Genomic DNA, 19,745 nt, shown 5'->3' with positions numbered 1-19,745 from the left:
CGTACCATTCTTGTCTGCGGGGCTCTCAGGAGCGTGCCGTCACGCCATCGCACCAATCGGCGAAGGCCGAGATGGCCGCCGCGGCGCCGGTGTCGTTCAGGGTCTCGTGCCGGGCGTCCTGATATATTTCAGTGGTGATACGGGAGAAGCCATGTCGTTTCAAATGGTTTGACAGCCATCCTGTGGCTTTCCCGTGCTCGGTCGCCGGATCCTGTCCGCCGCCGACAAGATGGATCGGCAGGGATTTCGGCAGCCGGTTCAGATGCTCGGTCTTCGGCGCCCGGAAGGTCAGCTCGAAGATGTCGAGCCACAGCGATACCGAGGCATCGAAGCCGCAGAGCGGATCGGCGATATATGTGTCGACTTCACTGGGATCGTGCGACAACCAGTCGAAGGCGGTGCGATGGCCGGGGATGGCCTTGCCCCAGGCGGCAAAGGTCAGCTTCGGCAGGAGGCCGCTCGGCACATCCGATCCCTTCAGGGCTTTTTCGGCAAGCAGGATTGCCTGGGCGGCGCGACCCGCCGCGCCGACGGCGAAGTTCGAATTCCAGACGGCGACGGCATTGAATTTTTCGGGGTAGGAGACCGCCGTGTTGAGCGCGATCAGTCCGCCCATCGAATGGCCGAAGAGGATGACTGGCAGGCCGGGATAGAGGCCGGCGGCGTGATCGCGCATGGCGACAACATCCTCCTGCACGCGCGTCACGCCGTGCCGTCTCGCGAACTGGCCGATCGGCGCATCGGGCGCGGTGGTCTCGCCGTGGCCGCGGTGGTCGTGGGCGAAGACATGATAGCCGCGGGCGGCCATCGCCGCGGCGAAGCGCTCGTATCGTTTCGAATGTTCGGCAAGGCCGTGGCAGACGATCAGGATGGCGCGTGCCGTGCCCTCTGCCGCCGCATGGTGAAAGGCAAGCGTTGCGTCCGGTCTCTTAAGCCATTGTGTTTGCGAAAACATTCGGTCCTCCCGGCCGGTACCAGAGCAGATCGGGCGGCAAATGCAAGCAGGGCTGCGACGATATGCAGGGGAAATTCATGCGATTCAGGGTTGCGGCGAGGCGAGCTTCATGCTTATTTGTTCGTGTATTGTTCTATTTTCAGAGGGTGGAGATGAGCAGGTTCCTTGTTGTTGCCGTGATGCTTGCGTTGTCGGGTTTCTCCGCCGGTTCGGCGATGGCGCAGGAGGGGCGCACCCGCTTCATTCTCGCTGCCAGCTGGCAGCCGGCCTTCTGCCAGACCAACCAGAAGAAAGCCGAATGCGCCAGCCAGACGGCCGAGCGCTACGATGCGACGAACTTTTCGCTGCACGGCCTCTGGCCGATGCGGCAGAATTACTGCGGAGTTCCCGGAGACCAGCAGGCGGCCGACAAGGATGGCGACTGGCGCTCGCTTCCCGAGGTCAAGCTGACGCCGGAAAATGCGGCCGCACTCGCCAAGGCGATGCCGGGAACGCAATCGGCGCTCGAACGCCATGAATGGACCAAGCACGGCACCTGCACCAAGCTTTCTGCCGACGCCTATTTCGGCACGGCGGTGCGGCTGATGGGCGATCTCAACGGCTCGGCGGTGCGCGATCTCTTCGCCGCCAACACCGGCAAGATGGTGACCGCGGAGCAGATCAAGGCGGCGTTCGACAAGAGTTTCGGCGCTGGCGCCAGCGACCGCGTCAAGATGAGCTGCCGCAGGGCAGGCGGGGTGCGCGTCATCAGCGAGCTGACGATCGGCCTCTCGCAGGATGCGGTGACGGATATGAACGCCGGTCTCGGCAAGCTGATCCAGGGTGCAGGGCGGACGTCGTTCGGCTGCAACGAGGGGATCGTCGATGCGGCCGGCTTCTAGGCGCCGCTGAATCAGGCAGGGACGTCATCCCGAGGCCCGAAATCCGGTAGCAATACCGGTTTCGGCGTTGCCCGGCGCGCCCGTTTCGCCTACATAGCGGCACGGTTTTAAAGTTTGCGCCTGGAGCAGTTCACACATGGCACGTCAGTTCATTTATCATATGTCGGGACTTAACAAGTCTTACGGCGCCAAGAAGATCCTCGAAAACGTCAACCTGTCGTTCTACCCGGACGCCAAGATCGGTATTCTCGGCCCGAACGGCGCCGGTAAGTCGACCGTTCTGCGCATCATTGCCGGTCAGGACAAGGAATATACCGGTGAAGCCTGGCTCGCCGAAGGCGCCACCGTCGGCTACCTCGAACAGGAGCCGAAGCTCGATCCAAGCAAGACCGCGTTCGAAAACGTCATGGAAGGCGTTGCCGACAAGCAGGCCGTGCTCGACCGCTACAACGAGCTGATGATGAACTATTCCGACGAGACGGCGGAAGAGGGCGCCAAGCTCCAGGACATCATCGACAGCCAGAACCTCTGGGATCTCGAACAGCAGGTTGAGATGGCGATGGAAGCGCTGCGCTGCCCGCCGAAGGATGCCGAGGTCACCAATCTCTCGGGTGGTGAACGCCGCCGTATCGCGCTCTGCCGCCTGCTTCTGTCGCAGCCCGATCTGCTGCTCCTCGACGAACCGACCAACCATCTCGACGCCGAGACCATCGCCTGGCTGGAAAAGCACCTGCGCGATTATCCGGGCGCCGTGATGATGATCACCCACGACCGCTACTTCCTCGACAACGTCACCGGCTGGATCCTCGAGCTCGACCGTGGCCGCGGCATTCCGTACGAAGGCAACTATTCTGCCTACCTGACGGCCAAGGCCAAGCGCATGCAGCAGGAAGCCCGCGAAGAAGCCGGCCGCCAGAAGGCGCTGTCGCGCGAACAGGAATGGATCGCCTCCAGCCCGAAGGCCCGCCAGGCCAAGTCCAAGGCCCGTATCAAGGCCTACGAACAGCTGGTCGATGCCGCCGAGAACATCCGTCCCGGCGATGCGCAGATCATCATCCCGGTCTCTGAGCGTCTCGGCCAGGTGGTCATCGAACTCGAAGGCATCAAGAAGGGCTTTGACGGCCGCACTCTGATCAACGACCTGTCGATCAAGCTGCCGCCGGGCGGCATCGTCGGCATCATCGGCCCGAACGGCGCCGGCAAGTCGACGCTGTTCAAGATGATCACCGGCCAGGAAACCCCGGATGAGGGTTCTATCCGCATCGGTGAAACCGTGCATCTCGGCTATGTCGACCAGAGCCGCGATGCGCTGAACGCCGACAAGACCGTCTGGGAAGAAATCTCCGGCGGCGCCGAAGTCATCAAGCTCGGCAAGTTCGACATGAACTCGCGCGCCTATTGCGGCGCCTTCAACTTCAAGGGCGGCGACCAGCAGCAGAAGGTCGGCAACCTCTCGGGCGGTCAGCGTAACCGCGTGCATCTCGCCAAGATGCTGAAGGCCGGCGGCAACGTTCTTCTCCTCGACGAACCGACCAACGACCTCGACACGGAAACGCTCGGTGCGCTGGAAAGCGCGCTCGAAAACTTCGCCGGCTGCGCCATCATCATCAGCCACGATCGCATGTTCCTGGACCGCCTGGCGACGCATATCCTCGCCTTCGAAGGTGACGGCCATGTCGAGTGGTTCGAAGGCAACTTCGAGGACTACGAAGAAGACAAGGTCCGCCGCCTCGGCCCCGATGCGCTGAACCCAGGCAGCCAGGCCTACAAGCGCCTGACGCGCTGAGTTTTTTGAGCCTGTTTGATGCGAGCCCCGGCCTTTGTGCCGGGGCTTTTGTTTTGGGGGATGAGAGAGGAGAGTGCCGCCTCAAGCCGCGCCCCCGAGAAGCGCAGCCCTCGACAATCACGCCACCCGTCCAAGTCGCTATCCGGCCAGCAAATTTCGTGAATAGCCGCGATTGACGCTTGCCACGGTTTCTCAAATCACATAAAGATATCTTTATATGTTGATTGGGTCGAATATGGCTGAACCTGTCAGGCTTGGATTGGATGCGCTCGTTGACGTCTTGAAGGCGGCAGGTGAGCCGACGCGTCTGCGTCTTCTGGCGCTGCTGGCCGCCGGTGACCTGACGGTGACCGATCTTACCGAAATTCTCGGCCAGTCGCAGCCCCGCATTTCCCGGCACCTGAAGCTGCTTGGCGAGGCCGAGCTGATCGATCGTTATCAGGAAGGCGCCTGGGCCTATTTCCGGCTGAAGCAGGAGGGTAAGGCGGCGTCTCTGGTGCGCATGCTGCTGCAGCATTCTTCCGAGAACGATCCTGTCATTCTGCGCGATGGCGAAAGGTTGTCGTCGGTCAAGCGCCAGCGCGCCGAGCGGGCGCAGGCCTATTTCAGCCGCAACGCCGCCGAATGGGACGAGCTGCGCCGCCTGCATGCCGCCGACGAAGAGGTCGATGCCGCCGTCATCAAGCTCATCGGCAATCAGCCGATCCATTCGCTGCTCGATCTCGGCACCGGCACCGGCCGCATCCTGCAACTGCTGTCGGGGCTTTACCGGCGGGCGATCGGCGTCGATGCCAGCCGCGATATGCTGAGCGTCGCCCGCGCCAATCTCGACAAGTCAGGAATCACCAAGGCGTCGGTGCGCCATGCCGATATCCTGAACCTGCCCTTCGAGGGCCAGGATTTCGATCTGGTGACCATCCACCAGGTCCTGCATTTCTTCGACCAGCCCGAAATCGCCATCAACGAGGCGGCGCGCATGCTGGCGCCCGGCGGGCGGCTGATGGTCATCGATCTGGCCCCGCACGGGCTTGAATATCTTCGCGACGAGCATGCCCATGTCCGTCTCGGTTTCTCGCATCAGTCGATGTCCGACTGGCTGCGCAAGGCGGGGCTCGATGTCGAGCAGGCCGTCGATCTTCATCCGGGTCAGCCGGGCGAGAAGGGCCTCACGGTCACGATCTGGCTCGCGCGCGATCCGCGGCGCCTTATGGCATCCGAAAGCGCCGGTACAGTATTGGCCGGGGAGGTTTGATTTATGACTTTGAACACTGGTAGCCGCCGCGATATCGGCATTTCCTTCGAGTTCTTCCCGCCGAAGTCGGAAGAGATGGAAGGACAGCTCTGGAAGGCCGTCAGCGAGCTGCAGGACTGGAACCCGGATTTCGTCTCCGTGACCTATGGCGCAGGCGGCACCACCAAGGCGCCGACGCTGACCGCCGTCACGCGCTTCCTCAACGAGACCCCGCTTGCGACCGCCTCGCATCTGACCTGCGTCGGTGCGACGAAGGAAGAGACGCATCAGGTCATCGACAATTTCCGCAAGGCGGGCGTGAAGCATTTCGTGGCGCTGCGCGGCGATGCGCCCGGCGGCGCCGGTGCGCCCTATCAGCCCCATCCGGGCGGCTATGCCAATGCTTCCGAGCTGGTCGCCGGTCTTCGCGAGATCGGCGATTTCGAGATCTCGGTTTCGGCCTATCCGGAGAAGCATCCCGAGAGCAAGGATGTCGCTGCCGATATCGACATGCTGAAGCGCAAGGCCGATAACGGCGCCAACCGGGCGCTGACGCAGTTCTTCTTCGATAACGACAATTTCGAGCGCTACCTTGAGAAGGTGCGCGCGGCTGGCGTGAAGATGCCGATCGTGCCCGGCATTATGCCGATCCTCAACCTGACGCAGCTGAAGCGCTTTGCCGGCGCCTGCGGCACCGTCATCCCGGCTTTCCTCGACGAGCGTTTCGCCGGTCTCGACGACAAGCCGGAAGAGCGCGCCAAGGTGGCGGCGGATGTCGCTGCCGAGCAGATCGAGGATCTGGTGCGCCGCGGGCTGCACGAATTCCATCTCTACACGATGAACCGCTCGCCGCTGGTTTCGGCGGTTCTCACCAATCTCGGCTTCCGCCGGGGCGAGACCAAGGCCGAGGGCGCAGCTGCCTGATCACGGCAGCAGATTTGACGGCAACAAAAAAGCGCATGTCAGGCGGGACATGCGCTTTTTTAGTTTGCTGAACTGTTCACTCAGGAGTCCGGTATTCCAGTCATAGGGTCCGGTTTGCCGCTCAGATGAAGAGCATAGACAAGACGAACGCGAACGCTGCACTGACCAACAGGACATTCAAGGATCGTGTGATACCCATGTCTGCCTCCTTTGCGTTAACGAGGGCATACTATGTCCGAAATGTGTCGGGTGAAAAGCGAATTCCATGTTGCGCCGCAGCAACAGCCAGTGGATAACTGCTGTGTGTATCAATCACGGCATTGAAATCGTTCGAAAAAATCAGACGAAAATTTCTTCACACATTTTAACGGCGCGTTAAAGTCGGCGATCCCGGCGTTAAGGCTTGCGTCCGGATGAAGGCTTCTGCCGAAGCTCCTGAAATCGCGGCATAAAAGAAAATCGCGCCCGGCCTGACGGACGGACGCGATGGCATTGCTGCGTAACGGTTTGTCTTGGCGACTCAGAGCGCGCCGAGGAGGCCCGGCGTCGCCCAGCCGTCGGCCGGCATGCCCAGGCGCTGCTGTTCCTTCTGGATGGCGACGCGGGTGCCGGAACCGAGGATGCCGTCGATCTCGCCGACGTCATGGCCGAGCGACTGCAGCTTTGTCTGCAGCTGCTTCATCTGGTCGTTGGCAAGGCCCTGTTCCGGGGTGCCCTTCTGGTAGGGCTGGGCGCCGGAGAGGCGGGTCGCGAAATAGGCGGCCGAGGTCGTGTAGATGAACGACTTGTTCCACTCGAGATAGATCTTGAAGTTCGGATAGGCGATGAAGGCCGGTCCGAGGCGGCCCTGCGGCAGAACGAGGTCGCCTTCGAGCTCACCGAAATTGGTGTTGCCGTCACGCGGCTTAACGCCGAGCGCAAACCAGTCGCCAGCCTTCATCGTGCCGCCGAGGCCAGACTTTTCCCAGGGAAGGTTCTCGGGCACGGTGACTTCCTGCAGCCAGGGCTGGCCGCGCTCGAAGCCGAGATGCTGGATGAACTTGGCGGCCGTGAGGATCGCGTCCGGGCCGCTCTGCTTCAGGCGCACGTGGCCGTCGCCATCGCCGTCCATGCCGTAGGCGATGATGTCGCGCGGCAGCATCTGCACCTGGCCGATTTCGCCGGCCCATGCGCCGGTGTTGGTCGCCGGGTCGAGGTCGCCGTGCTGGACCATCTCGATCAGAGCGATCAGCTGCGGACGGAAGAGCTCGGGGCGGCGGCAATCATGCGAGAGCGTCACGAGGGCGTTGCGGGTGTTGAAATCGCCCTGAACGGCGCCGAAGTCGGTCTCCATCGCCCAGAAAGCGGTGATGACGCCGGCCGGTACGCCGTAATCCTGCTCGGCCTTGGCGAAGACATCGGCATACTGCTTCATCTTCTGGCGGCCGATATCGAGGCGGGCCTGGCTGACGGTGCGCTGGGAGAATTCGAGGAAGGTCTGCTTGAAGACGCCCTGGGCGCGGTCGCGGCTCAGAACCTTGGGATCGATCTCGGCACCGGCGAGCGCCTGGTCGGCGGCTTCGGCGGTGGCACCGGCGGCAATCGCATCGGCCTTCACGCCTGCCAGGAACTGCGAGAGGTCACCGTCGCAGGCGACAGCCGGGGTCTGCGGGGCAGCAGGTGCCGCTGGGGCAGGGGCGGCCTGCTGGGCGAAGACGGTGGTGGCAGACGTGACGGCAAACAGAAGAGCAAGTGCAGAGCGGCTTGCGAGCGAGCGGTGCATGGGTTCGTCCTTATATCCGAAATATGTCCGCCGCTTTCACAGATGAATGTGACGGAAGCAAGAAAGTTCGGTGGACGTTACTAAGAATTTCTATCCTTGGAAACCGCAGCGACCCAATTGTTCCAGTTCTTCTGGTTGCCGGCGAAGACATTGATATCCGTCGGTCCCTGAATGCCTGGAATGACGCCCGTCGAGGTATATTGCCAGAAGGCCCAGCGGCGGTCGGTATAGGTCACTTCGGGGTGTTTTGCCGTTGAGCGCACCCAGAAATGGTAATCCTGGAAATAGCCCTGGAGATTGTCGCGGTGGAAATCGACCGAGGTGTAGATGATCGGCCGCTTGCCGTAATAGGCTTCCAGCCGGTCCATGAAACGCTGCATTTCTGCACGTACGGTGGCAGGATCCGGACGGAGCTTGCAGGTCTTCGATTCCGCGTTCCACTCCACGTCGATGACGGGCGGCAGGCGCATCGATTCCTTCGGCACATTCTGGATGAACCAGTCGGCCTGTTCGTCGGCGGACGAGCAGAAATAGTAGAAATGATAGGGGGCATGCGGAATGCCGACGGCGCGGGCGCGCTGCCAGTATTCGTTGAACTTCGGGTCGACGCGGTCCTTGCCTTCGGTCGCCTTGATGAAGGCGAAGGCGACGCCGGAGGATTTCACCGTCTGCCAGTCGATATCGCCCTGCCATTTGGAGATGTCGATACCGTGAATATCATTCTGATGCGGGGTCTTCGGGCCGAAATCCTGCGGATCGGTGTCCTGGAAGCGGGGCTTCTTGATCGAGGCTGTCTCGAGATAGTCGTAGCCCGTGGAGCTGCAACCGGCGAGCATCAAAGCCAGCGGCAAAACGCAAAACAAAAGTCCGCGCATGAATATCCCGTCATGTAACGAATGATCTACTTGCCCCACAGCATGACCTTCGAAGACGAATGCAGCCGAGGAATAATCCTCTTTTCACCATATCAACGTAAAAAATCGGTTAGTTTCAAGCGAATTATGCGCGCCGGGCGGTAATGACGGCGCGCCAGGCATAGCCGCCATAGAGCGTCTCGAAGGCCAATTCCGCGTCATTTTCATGGGCTTGGGCCTCAAGAACCTCACGCAGATTGGCGCGGGGCGTGACGTGGAATTTCGTCAGCCAGCCCTTGAGCAGGGCGCGGAACCAGCCGGGAAGACGCTCCTGCTGGCCGAAATCGACGATATGCAGCTGGCCACCGGGGTTGAGGGCGGCGATGGCTGCGTCGATGGCGCGCTCCCAATCGGGGATCATCGACAGCGCGTAGGAGATCAGGATGCGGTCGAAACCGGTGGCGCCGAATTCACGCGGCGTGAAGGCGGTGGCGTCGGCGACGCGGAAGTCCGGAACCGCAGCCTTGGTGGCGAAGGTCTTGCGGGCCGAGATCAGCATCTCCTGGGAGATGTCGAGGCCGTAGAGGCGGGCGTCGGGGAAGCGCTTGTGGGCGAGCGCCAGATTGCGGCCCGTGCCGCAGCCGACTTCGAGCAGCGTGCCGCCCTTGGGCACATCAAGGCCACGGATCGTCTTGTCGCGGCCGAGCAGGTAATATTTGCGCGTCAGATCGTAGATGTGACGCTGGTAGCGGTACATGCTGTCCATCAGGCCGGCATGCGCTTCGGATCGATCATCCGGGAGGGTGCGGATCTCGGTCACGCCTTCTTCCCGTAGATGTGGAAGCCGCCATAGATCGCCGAGCGGTCGAGAGCCGTCATGTCGCGCGACTTCTCTTCGAAGTAATCCCACTGCTCGCGGATGGCGGGTGAGAGGCGACCTTCGATGATGCTCTTTTCGGCCGCGGTACGGAAGATGACGCGGGCGCCGGGGCGGGCGGTGCGGCTGATCTCGGCCCAGAGGCTGTTCAGCTGCTCGTCGGTCATCCAGTCCTGCGCGTCGAGCAGGATGTAGCGGTCGCGCGAGGCAGCCGGTTCCTTGGCGAGCAGTTCGGTGAAGTTCGCGTGATGCACGGTGACGCGATCGACATTGGCGCGGATCACCTCGTAATGCTCCGGCTTCAGGTAGGTCGGCAGCGGGCCTTCGTCGCCGGCGGCGTAGCGTCGGCCGAAGGCCTGCCAGGCGAAGTAGTTTTCGCGCATCGGGAAGTGGCAGGCGAGCTTTTCGAGGCGGTGCCTCAGCACCGGCGCGATCGAGTTGTCGGCGGCGAGGCTGGCGAGCTCGTCATATTGCTGCGGCGGAATGCCGAGGCCGAAGAGCGAGCTCTTGCGGCCGGTGATCCAGCGCACAACCGGCTTTTCGAACAGCGGGGCGACCTTGTCGTCGAAGAACTGGCGCTGTTCGCGGATCGACTGGGTCTTGGTCATCTGCTTCAGGTCGACGCCGTGCAGGCGGGCGAGCAAGTGGGCGGCGCCGATGAAGCGGCCGAGCAGGCCCGTTTCATAGATATTGCGGTCGAAGACCGTGACGCGGCGGCGGCCGAACTTGCGGCCGTTCCAGTAGCTGCGCGTCGCCTCGTCGAGAACCGGCGACAGATGCTGGTCGAACGCGCGGCTGTTCGACGCTTCGTTCGGCATCGCCAGGAAGCGGACGAGATCGGCGTGATCCGGCAGGTTCTTGAAGGCGGCGAGCTTCAGCCGGTTCAGCGCGATGTGATGCGGGTTAAGATCGACGACGTCGATCGAGGCTGGTGCCTTGGAGAGGTAGGCCAGCATATTGCAGCCGCCGGAGCCGATCGTGACGATGCGATGATGGGGCTGCAGCTCCATGGCCTGCATGTCGAGATCGGGGTCTTCCCAGATCTGCGGATAGACGAGGCCGGAGAAGAGCAAGCCAAAAAGGCGCTCTGAAAGGCCCTCCTTGGAGAATGCCTTATGGCGGAGAAGCGCGTCCTTGAGTTTCCGGTTCTTGCGGAAGCCGGCATCCGGTGCAAATTCGGTCATCTGATTCCATCACCGTTTTTAGCGTTCAGGGCGTTTAACGCGGCGCTGCTACAGTTTGATGACGCGGGCTGTGGGCATCGTTTTCTGCGCCGATAGCGTGGGATGAAATGACGCTTGTGCGTTTCGGCTCTTTTTTGTGATTGCGTTTCCTGCTTCTCTCCACCGGTGGAGGAAGAAACATGCGTGTTGTGCTGCGTATCCTGAAGGCGCTGCTGGCGCTTGTCGTCATCGTGGTAATCGGCGGCGCCGTCTGGCTCTATGTCCGGCCGCCGGAGTTGTTACGGGTCGGCGACGGCTATGCGGCGAAGATCGTCTGCTCGAACGTCTTCATGGCGGGACGCGATCCCGATGCGGTGCTCTATGAGGATGTGCAGGCACCGGGCAATCCGCTGTTGAGGCTCGTGCGCGTCTCGGTCAACCGGGAGGAAGGCAAGGTCTCTGCGCGCATCCTCGGTCTGTTTGCGCCCGGCCATGCGCTTTATCGCGGCGCTTTCGGCTGCACCAGCGTGCCCGATGGCGACTATCAGGCGGCCGCCAATGCCGCGCCGGAGGAGGATCTTGCCGTGCCGCCGCCGAGCGAGGAACTGTGGCCGGAGGGCGATCGTGTCGCCGCGTCCAACAATCCCAAGCTCGCCCCGCTGCTCGCCGACGCCGCACTTGCCGGACCGGCGATGCGGGCGATCGTCGTGGTGCATAACGGCAAGATCGTCGCCGAGCGCTATGGCGACGGTTTCGATGCGCGCACGCCGCTGCTCGGATGGTCGATGACCAAGACCGTGAATGCCGCGCTGGTCGGCCGGGTGATGCTGGCAGGCAAGCTGAATTTCGACGATGCGCATCTCTTTGATGCCTGGCGCGGCGATGGCCGCTCGGCGATCACGCTTGCCGATCTCTTGGGCATGGAGAGCGGCCTTGCCTTCAACGAGGATTACGGCGCCGTCGCCGATGTGACGCGCATGCTCTATCTCGACCCTGACATGGTGACGCTGCCGGTCAATGCGCCGCTGGTGGACAAGCCCGGCCAGACCTTCCGCTATTCCAGCGGCACCGCCGTCCTTCTCTCGCGCATCTGGATGGACCGGCTCGGCGATCCGCAGCGGGCCTTCGATTATCCGCGCGAGGCGCTGTTCGGGCCGCTCGGCATGTCGAGCGCGGTGCTGGAGGTCGATGCTCGCGGCACCTTCGCCGGAAGCTCCTATCTCTATGCCACCGCGCATGACTGGGCGCGCTTCGGGCAGTTCCTGATCCAGGATGGCGTGTGGAACGGTCAGCGCATGCTGCCGGAGGGGTTTGTTGCGACGATGCGCACGCCGACGCAGTCGTCAGGCGGAAAATATACGCAGGGGCAGGCGTGGCTTGCGGCACCCGGCGGCGATCTGAGCCCTGCTGCGGGGCTGCCGTCCGATACGTTCTGGCTGGAAGGGCATGACGGGCAGAGCGTGGCGATCGTGCCGTCCGCCGGTCTCGTCGTCGTGCGCATGGGCCTGACGCCAAGCCGTCTCGGCTACAAGCCGCAGGCGCTCGTCAAGCAGATCGTCGGGGCGCTGTCGTCGCCCTGACCATCACGTTTAAAGGGTAGGATCAGTAGTTGCCCTGGGCAACGTCGTCCATGCCCTTGCGCTTGGCATCGTAATAATAGCCGCGCGCATAGAGGCGGACCGCATCATCTTCCTTGCTGTCGGAGACGAGCCAGGCGCCGCGCAGATATTTTGCGGCATACTTGATGTTGGTCTCGGCATCGAGCAGGCCGGACGGCTCGCCGTCGTAACCCATCGATTTCGCCGTGTTGTACTTGATCTGCATCAGGCCGAAATAGCCGCGCTTGTTATAGGCGCGCGGATTATAGCGGCTTTCGCGATGGACGACGCGGTGAAGCAGGGACGCCGGCATCTCGTAGAGCTTGGCGTATTTCTCGATCAGCTTGTTGACGAAGCCCTTCTCTGCAGTCGGCGCATCGTCGGTATCGTTGTCGCTGAACATCGGCGGTGCCGTCGGCGGATCCATCGGACCGGATTCGTCGAAGGTGAAATCGGACATCGAGCGCGGCGCGCTGGTCTGGACGGCAAGCGCTGCAAGCGCGCCGTTCTGAGGCGTGGTCGCTGCAAAGGCGAGCTGGGTGGCGGGCGAGGCCGGCGTTCCCGGACGCGGGGTCGGGATAACGGATTGGATCGCCGTCATCTCCGGCGTCAGCGGAATCTCGGTCGGCATCGCGGCCGAAGCGGTCTGCTGGAAGGCGGCATCGGCCGGTGAAACGGCGGTCGGCAGCACGGCGGTCTCGGCCGAAAGAGCCGGCGTCGTCTGCGGATTGGCGGCAGCAAATGCCATCGGGGTCTGCGGAGCGGAGCCGTCGGCAGCCGGAACGGCCGCCATCATCATCGCATCTTCACCCGGCTTCGGCGTCGGAACGACGGTCTGCACCGCGCTCAATTCAGCCTGGGAGGTGTACTCGACGGTCGAGCATCCGGTCATGATTCCGCAGAGCATCGTCGAAACGACCAGACTGCGTTTCAGGCCGGAAAATCCGTTCGCTACCATTCTGTCACTTTCGTGAATCGCGCCGCCCTGGCAGCGTTTAAAAAGTTACTGAGAAGCTAAGCACTGATTTTTCCCATTAACCTATTCGTATGGGCGTCGCAACCCGCTGAAAATTGCGATTGCGTTCAGGCCGCGATGCGGCGGTAGCCGGCGGTCACGGCGCCGGCCGCGATCAGCAGCGTGCCGCCCGTGCGGTTGACGGCGCGCTGGACGCTTGCCTTGCGGATGAGGCCGCGGGCGGCATGAGCGAGCAGGGCATAGCTCGAGGCATTGATCGTGGCGAGCACCAGGAAGGTGAGTTCCATGATCAGCATCTGTTCGAAGAAGGGCGCTGCAGGGTTCAGGAACTGCGGCACGAAGGCGACGAAGAAGACGATGCTCTTCGGGTTCAGCGCGGTGACGACATAGGCGTGAAGAAAGATCTTCAGCGACTTTTCTTCCGGCAGGTTGTCGTTATCGGCGACGGGGCCGGGGATGATCGGCGCCCGCCAGAGCTTGATTCCGAGCCAGATCAGGTAGGCGCCGCCGACCCACTTCAAAACTGTGAACAATGTCGCGGAAGCCGCGAGCAGGGCGCCGAGGCCGAAGAGCGACGCGGTCATGGCGGTGAAATCGCCGAGCGCTACGCCCGATACCGTCGCCAGCGCCGTCTTGCGGCCATGACCCAGCGCATAGGAGACGACGAGGAGAATCGTCGGTCCCGGAATGGCCAGCATGATGGCGGACGCAGCGGCAAAAGCGAGCCAGGCTTCGAGCGACATGGAATCTCCTCCTATTCCCTAAGAAACAAGCAAAGACACCATATCAACCCTGCGTCAATCATGCGGCGCGGTATTTTTGGCCAATCTGATCCATCAATTCGGCGAACCACTTGGCCGATGTATCGAAGGCCTTGCCGCCCTTGATGCGCGGGAATTCGATGGTGCGCAGCTTGCCGTTCTGATCCTCGTCGTGACCGGTGACGCCGGAGACCTTGTTGAGAGCGCTTTCGACGGCGAGGTCGGTCATGCTCTGGATCAGGCGCAGGTCTTCGGCGTTGGCGGGAGCCGAACGGGCGAAATAGCCGGACTTCTGCACCAGCGAACGTTCGGCATTCAGGAGGCTTGCAAACTGCTTCTGGAACCAGCCGCCGACATTGATCGTGTCGATCTTCACGTGGCCGAAAGCGTCGCGCTTGATGGTTTCGCCGGCGGCTTCGCGCTCAGCGACGATGGCATCGAGGCAGGCGCCTTCGGAGACGAAGACGGTGGCGTGGCCGGTGCGGTCCATGATCTCCTTGAGACGGGCCGCTTCGGCCTGCAGGTCGAAGGCGGTCTCCGGCAGGTAGACGGCATCGATGCTCTTCATGCCTGCGTTCATCAGCATGCCATCGACATATTCGTTGTGGCGCGTGCGCTTCAAATAGGCCTGGGCGGTCGCTGCCGTCAGCCAGCCGCAGTGGCGGCCCATGACTTCGTGGATGACGAGGGTGCGCGGGGCGGCGCTCTGTTCGTTGCTGACATTGTCGAAGAAATGCGCGCCGACTTCGGCTGCCGTCCAGGCGCCGAGCGACTGGCGGATCGGCACGACGTCGTTGTCGACTGTCTTCGGCAGGCCGACGACCGTCAGATTGTAATTGTTGGCCGCGAGATAGGCGGCGAGATCGGCCGCCGTCGTATTGGTGTCGTCGCCACCGATCGTGTGCAGGATGGTGACGCCGTCAGCGGCGAGACGCTCGGCTGCGACGCGCAGCGGGTTTTCGCCTTCCTTGACGAGGCCGCGCTTCACGCAATCGGCGGCGTTGGTCAGCTTGACGCGGCTGTTGCCGATCGGCGAGCCGCCGTAGCGGTGCAGAAGCGGCGCCTTCTCGCGCATGTCCTTGGTGATCTTGATGCTGTCGCCGAGCAGGACGCCCTGATAGCCGGACTTGTAGGCGATCAGTTCGATATCGGGAGCGACGTCGCTATAGCGCTCGATGAGGCCGCCGACAGCGGAAGACAGACAGGGAGCGAGGCCTCCGGCGGTCAGCATTGCGACTTTCTGTTTGGCCATGTTCCCTCCATATCGACCTGAGATGCGCGATTGCGCACGGCTTAGCTAATGCATGCATGGGGCAGGGAAAGAGGCCTGTAAAGTAAAGAATTGACGAAAAATCGGCACCGCTGGCGAAGCCCGGCCGGAAGCGCCGATATAATCGGTTCAGACGGCGATCGGGCGAGGCCAAGATCTGTGGAAACTGTCTCGCCGCAGACAGAAAATGCGGCGTCCCATCGGCAAACAATTACCGAATTGTGAAAAGTGTTTTCAACCTTACGACTAATCGCTGCCTTGCATTGGCAACGATTATTTGGTCATGGTGTTATCAGATATTGCGATGCGGGAAACTTCGATGTCCTTCTGGGAAAAACTGCTCAACGCCATTGGCAATACTGCGGGCAATGTGCTCTCCGCGGTAGTCGAGGCCGTGCGCACGGTTTTCGAAGGCGATCCCGAGACCCGCCGCAAGGTTGCCTTCTCTGTCGCTGTCATCGCGCTCTCCGCCAAGATGGCGAAGGCGGACGGTATCGTTAGCGAGAAGGAGGTTCAGGCCTTCCGCGATATTTTCGAATTTCCGCAGGATCAGGCCAAGAACGTCGCCCGTCTCTATAATCTGGCGCGCCAGGACGTTGCCGGTTACGAGGCCTATGCCGAGAAGCTGTCGTCGCTCTGCGTCACCTGCGCTGCGAACTGCCCGGTTCTGGAAGATGTCCTCGACGGTCTGTTCCATATCGCCAAGGCCGATGGGCTGATCCATGAGAAGGAAATGAACTTCCTTCGTCATATCGCCGAGATCTTCAAGATGAGCGAGCAGCGCTTCGAACAGATCGCCGCGCGCCACGTTTCGATCGGCCGCGACCCCTACAAGGTTCTCGGCGTCTCCTCAGCAGACGATTTCCCGACGATCCGCCGCCGCTATCTGGCGCTGGTCAGCGAAAACCATCCGGACCGGCTGGTATCGCGCGGCGTGCCGGAAGAGTTTCATGCGATCGCCAACGAGCGTATGGCTGCCCTCAACGACGCCTATGCGGCGATCGAGAAGGAACGCCGCGCAGCATGACCGCCTTCGAGGCTGACTACCGCAAGGCCTCCGTGAAGCCGTCGCCGAACCATGGCGAGCGGGCAGGGGGGCGGAAGCCGGATATCATTCTTCTCCATTATAGCGGGATGTCGACGCCTGAATCGGCGCTCGACTGGCTCTGTCGCGAGGAAAGCCAGGTCTCGTCGCACTATTTTGTGCATGAGAATGGCGACGTTGTGCAGCTGGTGCCGGAGACGCGCCGTGCGTGGCATGCGGGCAAGAGCAGCTGGCACGGCCAGGACGACGTCAATTCCGCGTCGATCGGCATCGAAATCGCTAATGCCGGCCATCCGGGCGGGTTGCCCGAATTCCCGAAAGAGCAGATTGCGGCAGTGATCGAACTGTGTCGGGATTGTGGCGAACGTTGGTCGATCCTGCCCGAAAGAGTGCTCGGACATTCCGATGTGGCGCCGGTTCGCAAGGTCGATCCGGGCGAGAGATTCCCCTGGGGAGAACTGCATAAAGCAGGCGTCGGGCACTGGGTCGAACCGGCGCCGATCACCGGTGGACGGTTCTTCCAGCGGGGCGACCGCGGGCAGCCGATCGAGGCCTTGCAGTCGATGCTGTCGCTCTATGGTTACGGCACGGAAATCACGGGTGAATTCTCCGACAAGATGGCCGGTGAGCTGGAGGCTTTTCAGCGCCATTTCCGCCCGGAGCGCGTGGATGGAATCGCCGACTTCTCGACGATCGATACGCTGCACCGGCTGCTTGGCGCACTGCCGCGCTATTCGTAAGCTGCGATCCGGTACTTTCACCGGCGAATTTGCAGATTCACACTTGAATTGTGCAGTGCCACATCATTTCCCTATTATCTCCTCATTGCGATGGTCTAACCCCTGCCGCTGAACGGCGTCCGCGGCCTTTGTGAAGTGTAGCGGCCAGACGTCAACTGAAACGATAAGAATTGCTGCGGCATGCAGTCATTCCTTGGCTGCGTGTTACCGTGAGACGGCGAGGCGCGCAGTCCGGCAATTCTTTGGGTCGGAGTGTCAAGACTACATGAGAAATGCGATTATTGGTGCTGCGGCATGCGTTGGCGTGCTGCTGGCAGGGTATAACTGTGCCTTCGCGGGCGAAGCAGATAATGAAACTGATAAGACTGAGACGGTTCAATTCAAGACCGTCGATCGCGACAGCGGCTATGCAATGCCTGACTTTGCGACCAACAAGTATTCGGTTCTCATCGCAAAATACGCAAAGCAGTATGACGTACCGGTGGCACTCGCCTCGGCCGTCGTGCGCGTCGAAAGCAACTTCAATCCGAATGCACGCGGCAGCGCCGGCGAAATCGGCCTGATGCAGATCAAGCCGGCAACGGCACGGATGATGGGCTATGCCGGTACCAAGAAGGGCCTCTTCGATCCGGAAACCAACATCAAGTACGGCATGAAATATCTCTCCATGGCCCATGAGCTCGGCGGCGGCGAAACCTGCGGCACGATCCTCAAGTACAATGCCGGCCATGCCGCCAAGCGCATGAACCCGGTCTCCAAGGCCTATTGCGGCAAGGTTCTGGCGCTTCTCTGAGAGCGCCGCTAACCGGCTGATGCGGAATCCTTTTCCGCTCGCGCTTCAGAAAATGATTCAACTTGCCGGCCGTAATGTCTGACGTCGCAGAAGCGAGGTGAGACATGGCCGGGTTGATGACGGGCAGATGCCGGCGGCCATGACGGCTCACCGCCTTGCCGCCCATCCCGCAGGCGGCTATCCCTATCCCCGGATTTCCGGAATCCTATTCCGGCAGGCAGGGAAGGCAGGCATGGCAGCGGATTTCAAATATATCGTCGTCGGCCGCGGCATGATGGGCGCGGCTGCCGCAAAATATCTCGCCATGCAGGCGGATGGCGTCGCGGTCATCGGTCCGGACGAGCCGGAGAATCGCAGGGCGCATCAGGGCGTCTTCGCCAGCCACTATGACGAAGGCCGTATCACTCGCACGGTCGATCCCGACCGGGACTGGGCGCTGCTCGCCAATCACTCCATTGCGCGCTACGCAGAGATCGCTGCCGAAAGCGGCATCGATTTCTATACGGAGGCGGGCTGCGTCGTCGTTGCTCCCGCCGGTTCCGATTACACCCGCGATACCAAGAATGCGGCGGATTCGCTCGATGTCGAGACACGCATGCTTGATGGCGCTGCGTTGAAGCAGGCCTTTCCCTATTTTGCCATGCCGCTGGGTTGCGAGGGCGTCTTCCAGCGGGAGGGTGCCGGCTATATCAGCCCGCGGCGGCTGGTGAAGGCGCAGTCCACGATCGCCGAAAAGCGCGGTGCCACTGTCATCCGCGACTATGTGACGGCGATCCGCGACGAGGGCAGGATCGTTGCGGTCGAGACATCGGGCGGCAGGACCGTTACGGCGGAAAAGGTGCTGCTGGCTGCCGGCGGTTTCTCCATCAGCGCGAATCTCTTGGTCGAATCTGTTGACATGTCGGTTTATGGGCGGACGGTGGTGATGTTCGAGGTCAGCGAGGAGCAGGGTGCGGCCTTTGCCAACATGCCGTCGCTCATTCTCGAAACCCGCGATATCGACATCTACCTGCTGCCGCCGATCCGTTATCCTGACGGAAAGCTCTATCTGAAAATCGGTGGCGACCCTGATGATTACCAGCTGAAAACCGATGCTGAGCTCCGGGCCTGGTTCCGCACCGATGGCCGGCCGCGGGCGCGCGATCACCTGATGCTGATCACCCGGCGTCTGGTTCCGGATCTCAAGCCACTCTCGGTTTCGTCGGCATCCTGCGTGGTGTCGAAGACTGCCAGCAAGCATCCGATGATCGGCTTCACCGCGTCGCCCGGTATCGCCGTGCTGACCGGCTGCGCCGGCACGTCGGCGAAGAGCTCCGACGAGATCGGGCGGCTCGGCGCCGAGCTGCTGATGACCGGCGAGATCGCGCCGCAGGGCTATGCGACGGATTTCAAACCGGCTTTCCGGTAACCCGCGCCGATATTTGCTGTGGCAATTGCCGGCGGGCTCCGCTAAGGGAGCGCTGCCAGTTGGCCGGGCAGCCGCGCTTTACAATGCCGAAAGGTGGTAGGGTGAGGAAAGTCCGGGCTCCACGGAAACACGGTGCCGGATAACGTCCGGCGAGGGCGACCTCAGGGAAAGTGCCACAGAAAGCAAACCGCCTGCGTCCGCGCAGGTAAGGGTGAAAGGGTGGGGTAAGAGCCCACCGCGTTTGCGGCAACGTAAACGGCACGGTAAACCCCACCGGGAGCAAGACCGAATAGGGATGACGCGGTTGGCGCAAGCCTTCCGGCTGGTTTCCAGGCCAGTCATCCGGGTGGGTTGCGAGAGGCAGCGTGCAAACGCTGTCCCAGAGGAATGGCTGCCACGTTCCGGGTCAAACCGGAGCCATACAGAACCCGGCTTACAGGCCAACTGGCGATTTAACTTTCTTCTATCATCATGCCTTCGGCGCGGTGGCGGCAGCCGCCGCCGTCGCGGCCGGTTTATGCTGAGAAATCAGGCGCTCAGCCTATATTTGCGGTTTCTTACGGACGTTTTCTGGGGTGCCGGAAAATGCCGATCCTAACCCTTTGTTAAACTTAACAGCTTATAAATTTTCGGTACTGCGCTCATCGCGAGAGGGGCGTTTCCCATTGACGCCCATATGGTCCCATGGTATCCCATAAGAGCACTGCACAAGGGCAATCAT

At 61.8% G+C, this 19,745-nt stretch carries 17 protein-coding genes and 1 other RNA gene; 10 read left to right on the top strand and 8 right to left on the bottom strand.

Annotated elements, in window-relative coordinates; all coding sequences use genetic code 11:
* Window positions 1–25: 25 nt before the first annotated feature.
* Window positions 26–955, bottom strand: coding sequence for an alpha/beta fold hydrolase (locus ABIE40_RS11970; RefSeq protein ID WP_199629196.1), 930 nt, complete (start codon window positions 953–955; stop codon window positions 26–28).
* A gap of 152 nt (window positions 956–1,107) precedes the next feature.
* Between ABIE40_RS11970 and ABIE40_RS11965 the strand changes: the two genes are divergently transcribed.
* The 4 genes from ABIE40_RS11965 (at window position 1,108) to metF (ending at window position 5,777) form a co-directional block, all read left to right on the top strand.
* On the top strand, window positions 1,108–1,836 hold the full coding sequence (locus ABIE40_RS11965) for a ribonuclease T2 family protein (protein WP_199629195.1): 729 nt from the start codon (window positions 1,108–1,110) through the stop codon (window positions 1,834–1,836).
* Window positions 1,837–1,972: 136 nt separating this feature from the next.
* Window positions 1,973–3,622: an energy-dependent translational throttle protein EttA gene (gene ettA / locus ABIE40_RS11960; RefSeq protein ID WP_112715518.1), complete on the top strand. Its 1,650-nt coding sequence runs from the start codon at window positions 1,973–1,975 to the stop codon at window positions 3,620–3,622.
* A 235-nt stretch (window positions 3,623–3,857) separates the two neighbouring features.
* A complete protein-coding gene (locus tag ABIE40_RS11955) occupies window positions 3,858–4,874 on the top strand; it encodes an ArsR/SmtB family transcription factor (RefSeq protein WP_130277978.1) in 1,017 nt (338 codons plus the stop codon).
* A gap of 3 nt (window positions 4,875–4,877) precedes the next feature.
* Window positions 4,878–5,777, top strand: coding sequence for a methylenetetrahydrofolate reductase [NAD(P)H] (gene metF, locus ABIE40_RS11950; RefSeq protein ID WP_148195148.1), 900 nt, complete (start codon window positions 4,878–4,880; stop codon window positions 5,775–5,777).
* 520 nt (window positions 5,778–6,297) lie between these two features.
* Here the strand turns inward: metF and ABIE40_RS11945 are convergent.
* The 4 genes from ABIE40_RS11945 to ABIE40_RS11930 all read right to left on the bottom strand — a co-directional run bounded on the left by ABIE40_RS11945 (window position 6,298) and on the right by ABIE40_RS11930 (window position 10,454).
* Entirely contained in the window at window positions 6,298–7,539 is a 1,242-nt protein-coding gene (locus ABIE40_RS11945; RefSeq protein WP_199629194.1) for a lytic murein transglycosylase, read from the bottom strand.
* An 80-nt stretch (window positions 7,540–7,619) separates the two neighbouring features.
* Entirely contained in the window at window positions 7,620–8,414 is a 795-nt protein-coding gene (locus ABIE40_RS11940) for a glycoside hydrolase family 25 protein (RefSeq protein WP_112715512.1), read from the bottom strand.
* A 124-nt stretch (window positions 8,415–8,538) separates the two neighbouring features.
* Window positions 8,539–9,159: a class I SAM-dependent methyltransferase gene (locus tag ABIE40_RS11935; RefSeq protein ID WP_199629270.1), complete on the bottom strand. Its 621-nt coding sequence runs from the start codon at window positions 9,157–9,159 to the stop codon at window positions 8,539–8,541.
* Between the two features lie 50 nt (window positions 9,160–9,209).
* On the bottom strand, window positions 9,210–10,454 hold the full coding sequence (locus tag ABIE40_RS11930; RefSeq protein WP_199629193.1) for a BtaA family protein: 1,245 nt from the start codon (window positions 10,452–10,454) through the stop codon (window positions 9,210–9,212).
* A 179-nt stretch (window positions 10,455–10,633) separates the two neighbouring features.
* Between ABIE40_RS11930 and ABIE40_RS11925 the strand changes: the two genes are divergently transcribed.
* A complete protein-coding gene (locus ABIE40_RS11925) occupies window positions 10,634–12,013 on the top strand; it encodes a serine hydrolase domain-containing protein (RefSeq protein ID WP_199629192.1) in 1,380 nt (459 codons plus the stop codon).
* A 22-nt stretch (window positions 12,014–12,035) separates the two neighbouring features.
* Here the strand turns inward: ABIE40_RS11925 and ABIE40_RS11920 are convergent, their stop codons facing one another.
* The 3 genes from ABIE40_RS11920 to ABIE40_RS11910 all read right to left on the bottom strand — a co-directional run bounded on the left by ABIE40_RS11920 (window position 12,036) and on the right by ABIE40_RS11910 (window position 15,020).
* Window positions 12,036–12,989: a transglycosylase SLT domain-containing protein gene (locus ABIE40_RS11920; protein WP_199629191.1), complete on the bottom strand. Its 954-nt coding sequence runs from the start codon at window positions 12,987–12,989 to the stop codon at window positions 12,036–12,038.
* A gap of 125 nt (window positions 12,990–13,114) precedes the next feature.
* Complete coding sequence (locus tag ABIE40_RS11915) at window positions 13,115–13,750, bottom strand: LysE family translocator (RefSeq protein WP_112386971.1); 636 nt, start codon at window positions 13,748–13,750, stop codon at window positions 13,115–13,117.
* A gap of 58 nt (window positions 13,751–13,808) precedes the next feature.
* Entirely contained in the window at window positions 13,809–15,020 is a 1,212-nt protein-coding gene (locus ABIE40_RS11910; RefSeq protein ID WP_112715504.1) for a pyrophosphate--fructose-6-phosphate 1-phosphotransferase, read from the bottom strand.
* Window positions 15,021–15,357: 337 nt separating this feature from the next.
* On the opposite strand from ABIE40_RS11910, the gene ABIE40_RS11905 reads away from it, so the two are divergent.
* From ABIE40_RS11905 to rnpB, 5 genes are all read left to right on the top strand, one after another.
* The gene (locus tag ABIE40_RS11905; RefSeq protein ID WP_112715502.1) at window positions 15,358–16,065 is read left to right on the top strand and encodes a J domain-containing protein; all 708 of its coding nucleotides are present in this window, start codon (window positions 15,358–15,360) and stop codon (window positions 16,063–16,065) included.
* A complete protein-coding gene (locus ABIE40_RS11900) occupies window positions 16,062–16,823 on the top strand; it encodes an N-acetylmuramoyl-L-alanine amidase (protein WP_199629190.1) in 762 nt (253 codons plus the stop codon). Before ABIE40_RS11905 ends, ABIE40_RS11900 begins: the two co-directional genes overlap by 4 nt.
* Window positions 16,824–17,088: 265 nt before the next feature.
* The gene (locus ABIE40_RS11895) at window positions 17,089–17,616 is read left to right on the top strand and encodes a lytic transglycosylase domain-containing protein (RefSeq protein ID WP_199629189.1); all 528 of its coding nucleotides are present in this window, start codon (window positions 17,089–17,091) and stop codon (window positions 17,614–17,616) included.
* 232 nt (window positions 17,617–17,848) lie between these two features.
* Window positions 17,849–19,024, top strand: a complete 1,176-nt coding sequence (locus tag ABIE40_RS11890) for an NAD(P)/FAD-dependent oxidoreductase (RefSeq protein ID WP_199629188.1) — start codon at window positions 17,849–17,851, stop codon at window positions 19,022–19,024.
* A gap of 55 nt (window positions 19,025–19,079) precedes the next feature.
* Window positions 19,080–19,476, top strand: an RNA gene (gene rnpB, locus ABIE40_RS11885) — RNase P RNA component class A.
* The last annotated feature ends 269 nt before the right edge of the window (window positions 19,477–19,745 follow it).

The sequence above is a fragment of the Rhizobium sp. OAE497 genome, from assembly GCF_040546565.1.
In the GTDB taxonomy this organism is placed as follows: domain Bacteria; phylum Pseudomonadota; class Alphaproteobacteria; order Rhizobiales; family Rhizobiaceae; genus Rhizobium.
The sequence above is the reverse complement of the archived record's forward strand: the minus strand, read 5'-3'. Positions and strand labels throughout refer to the sequence as shown.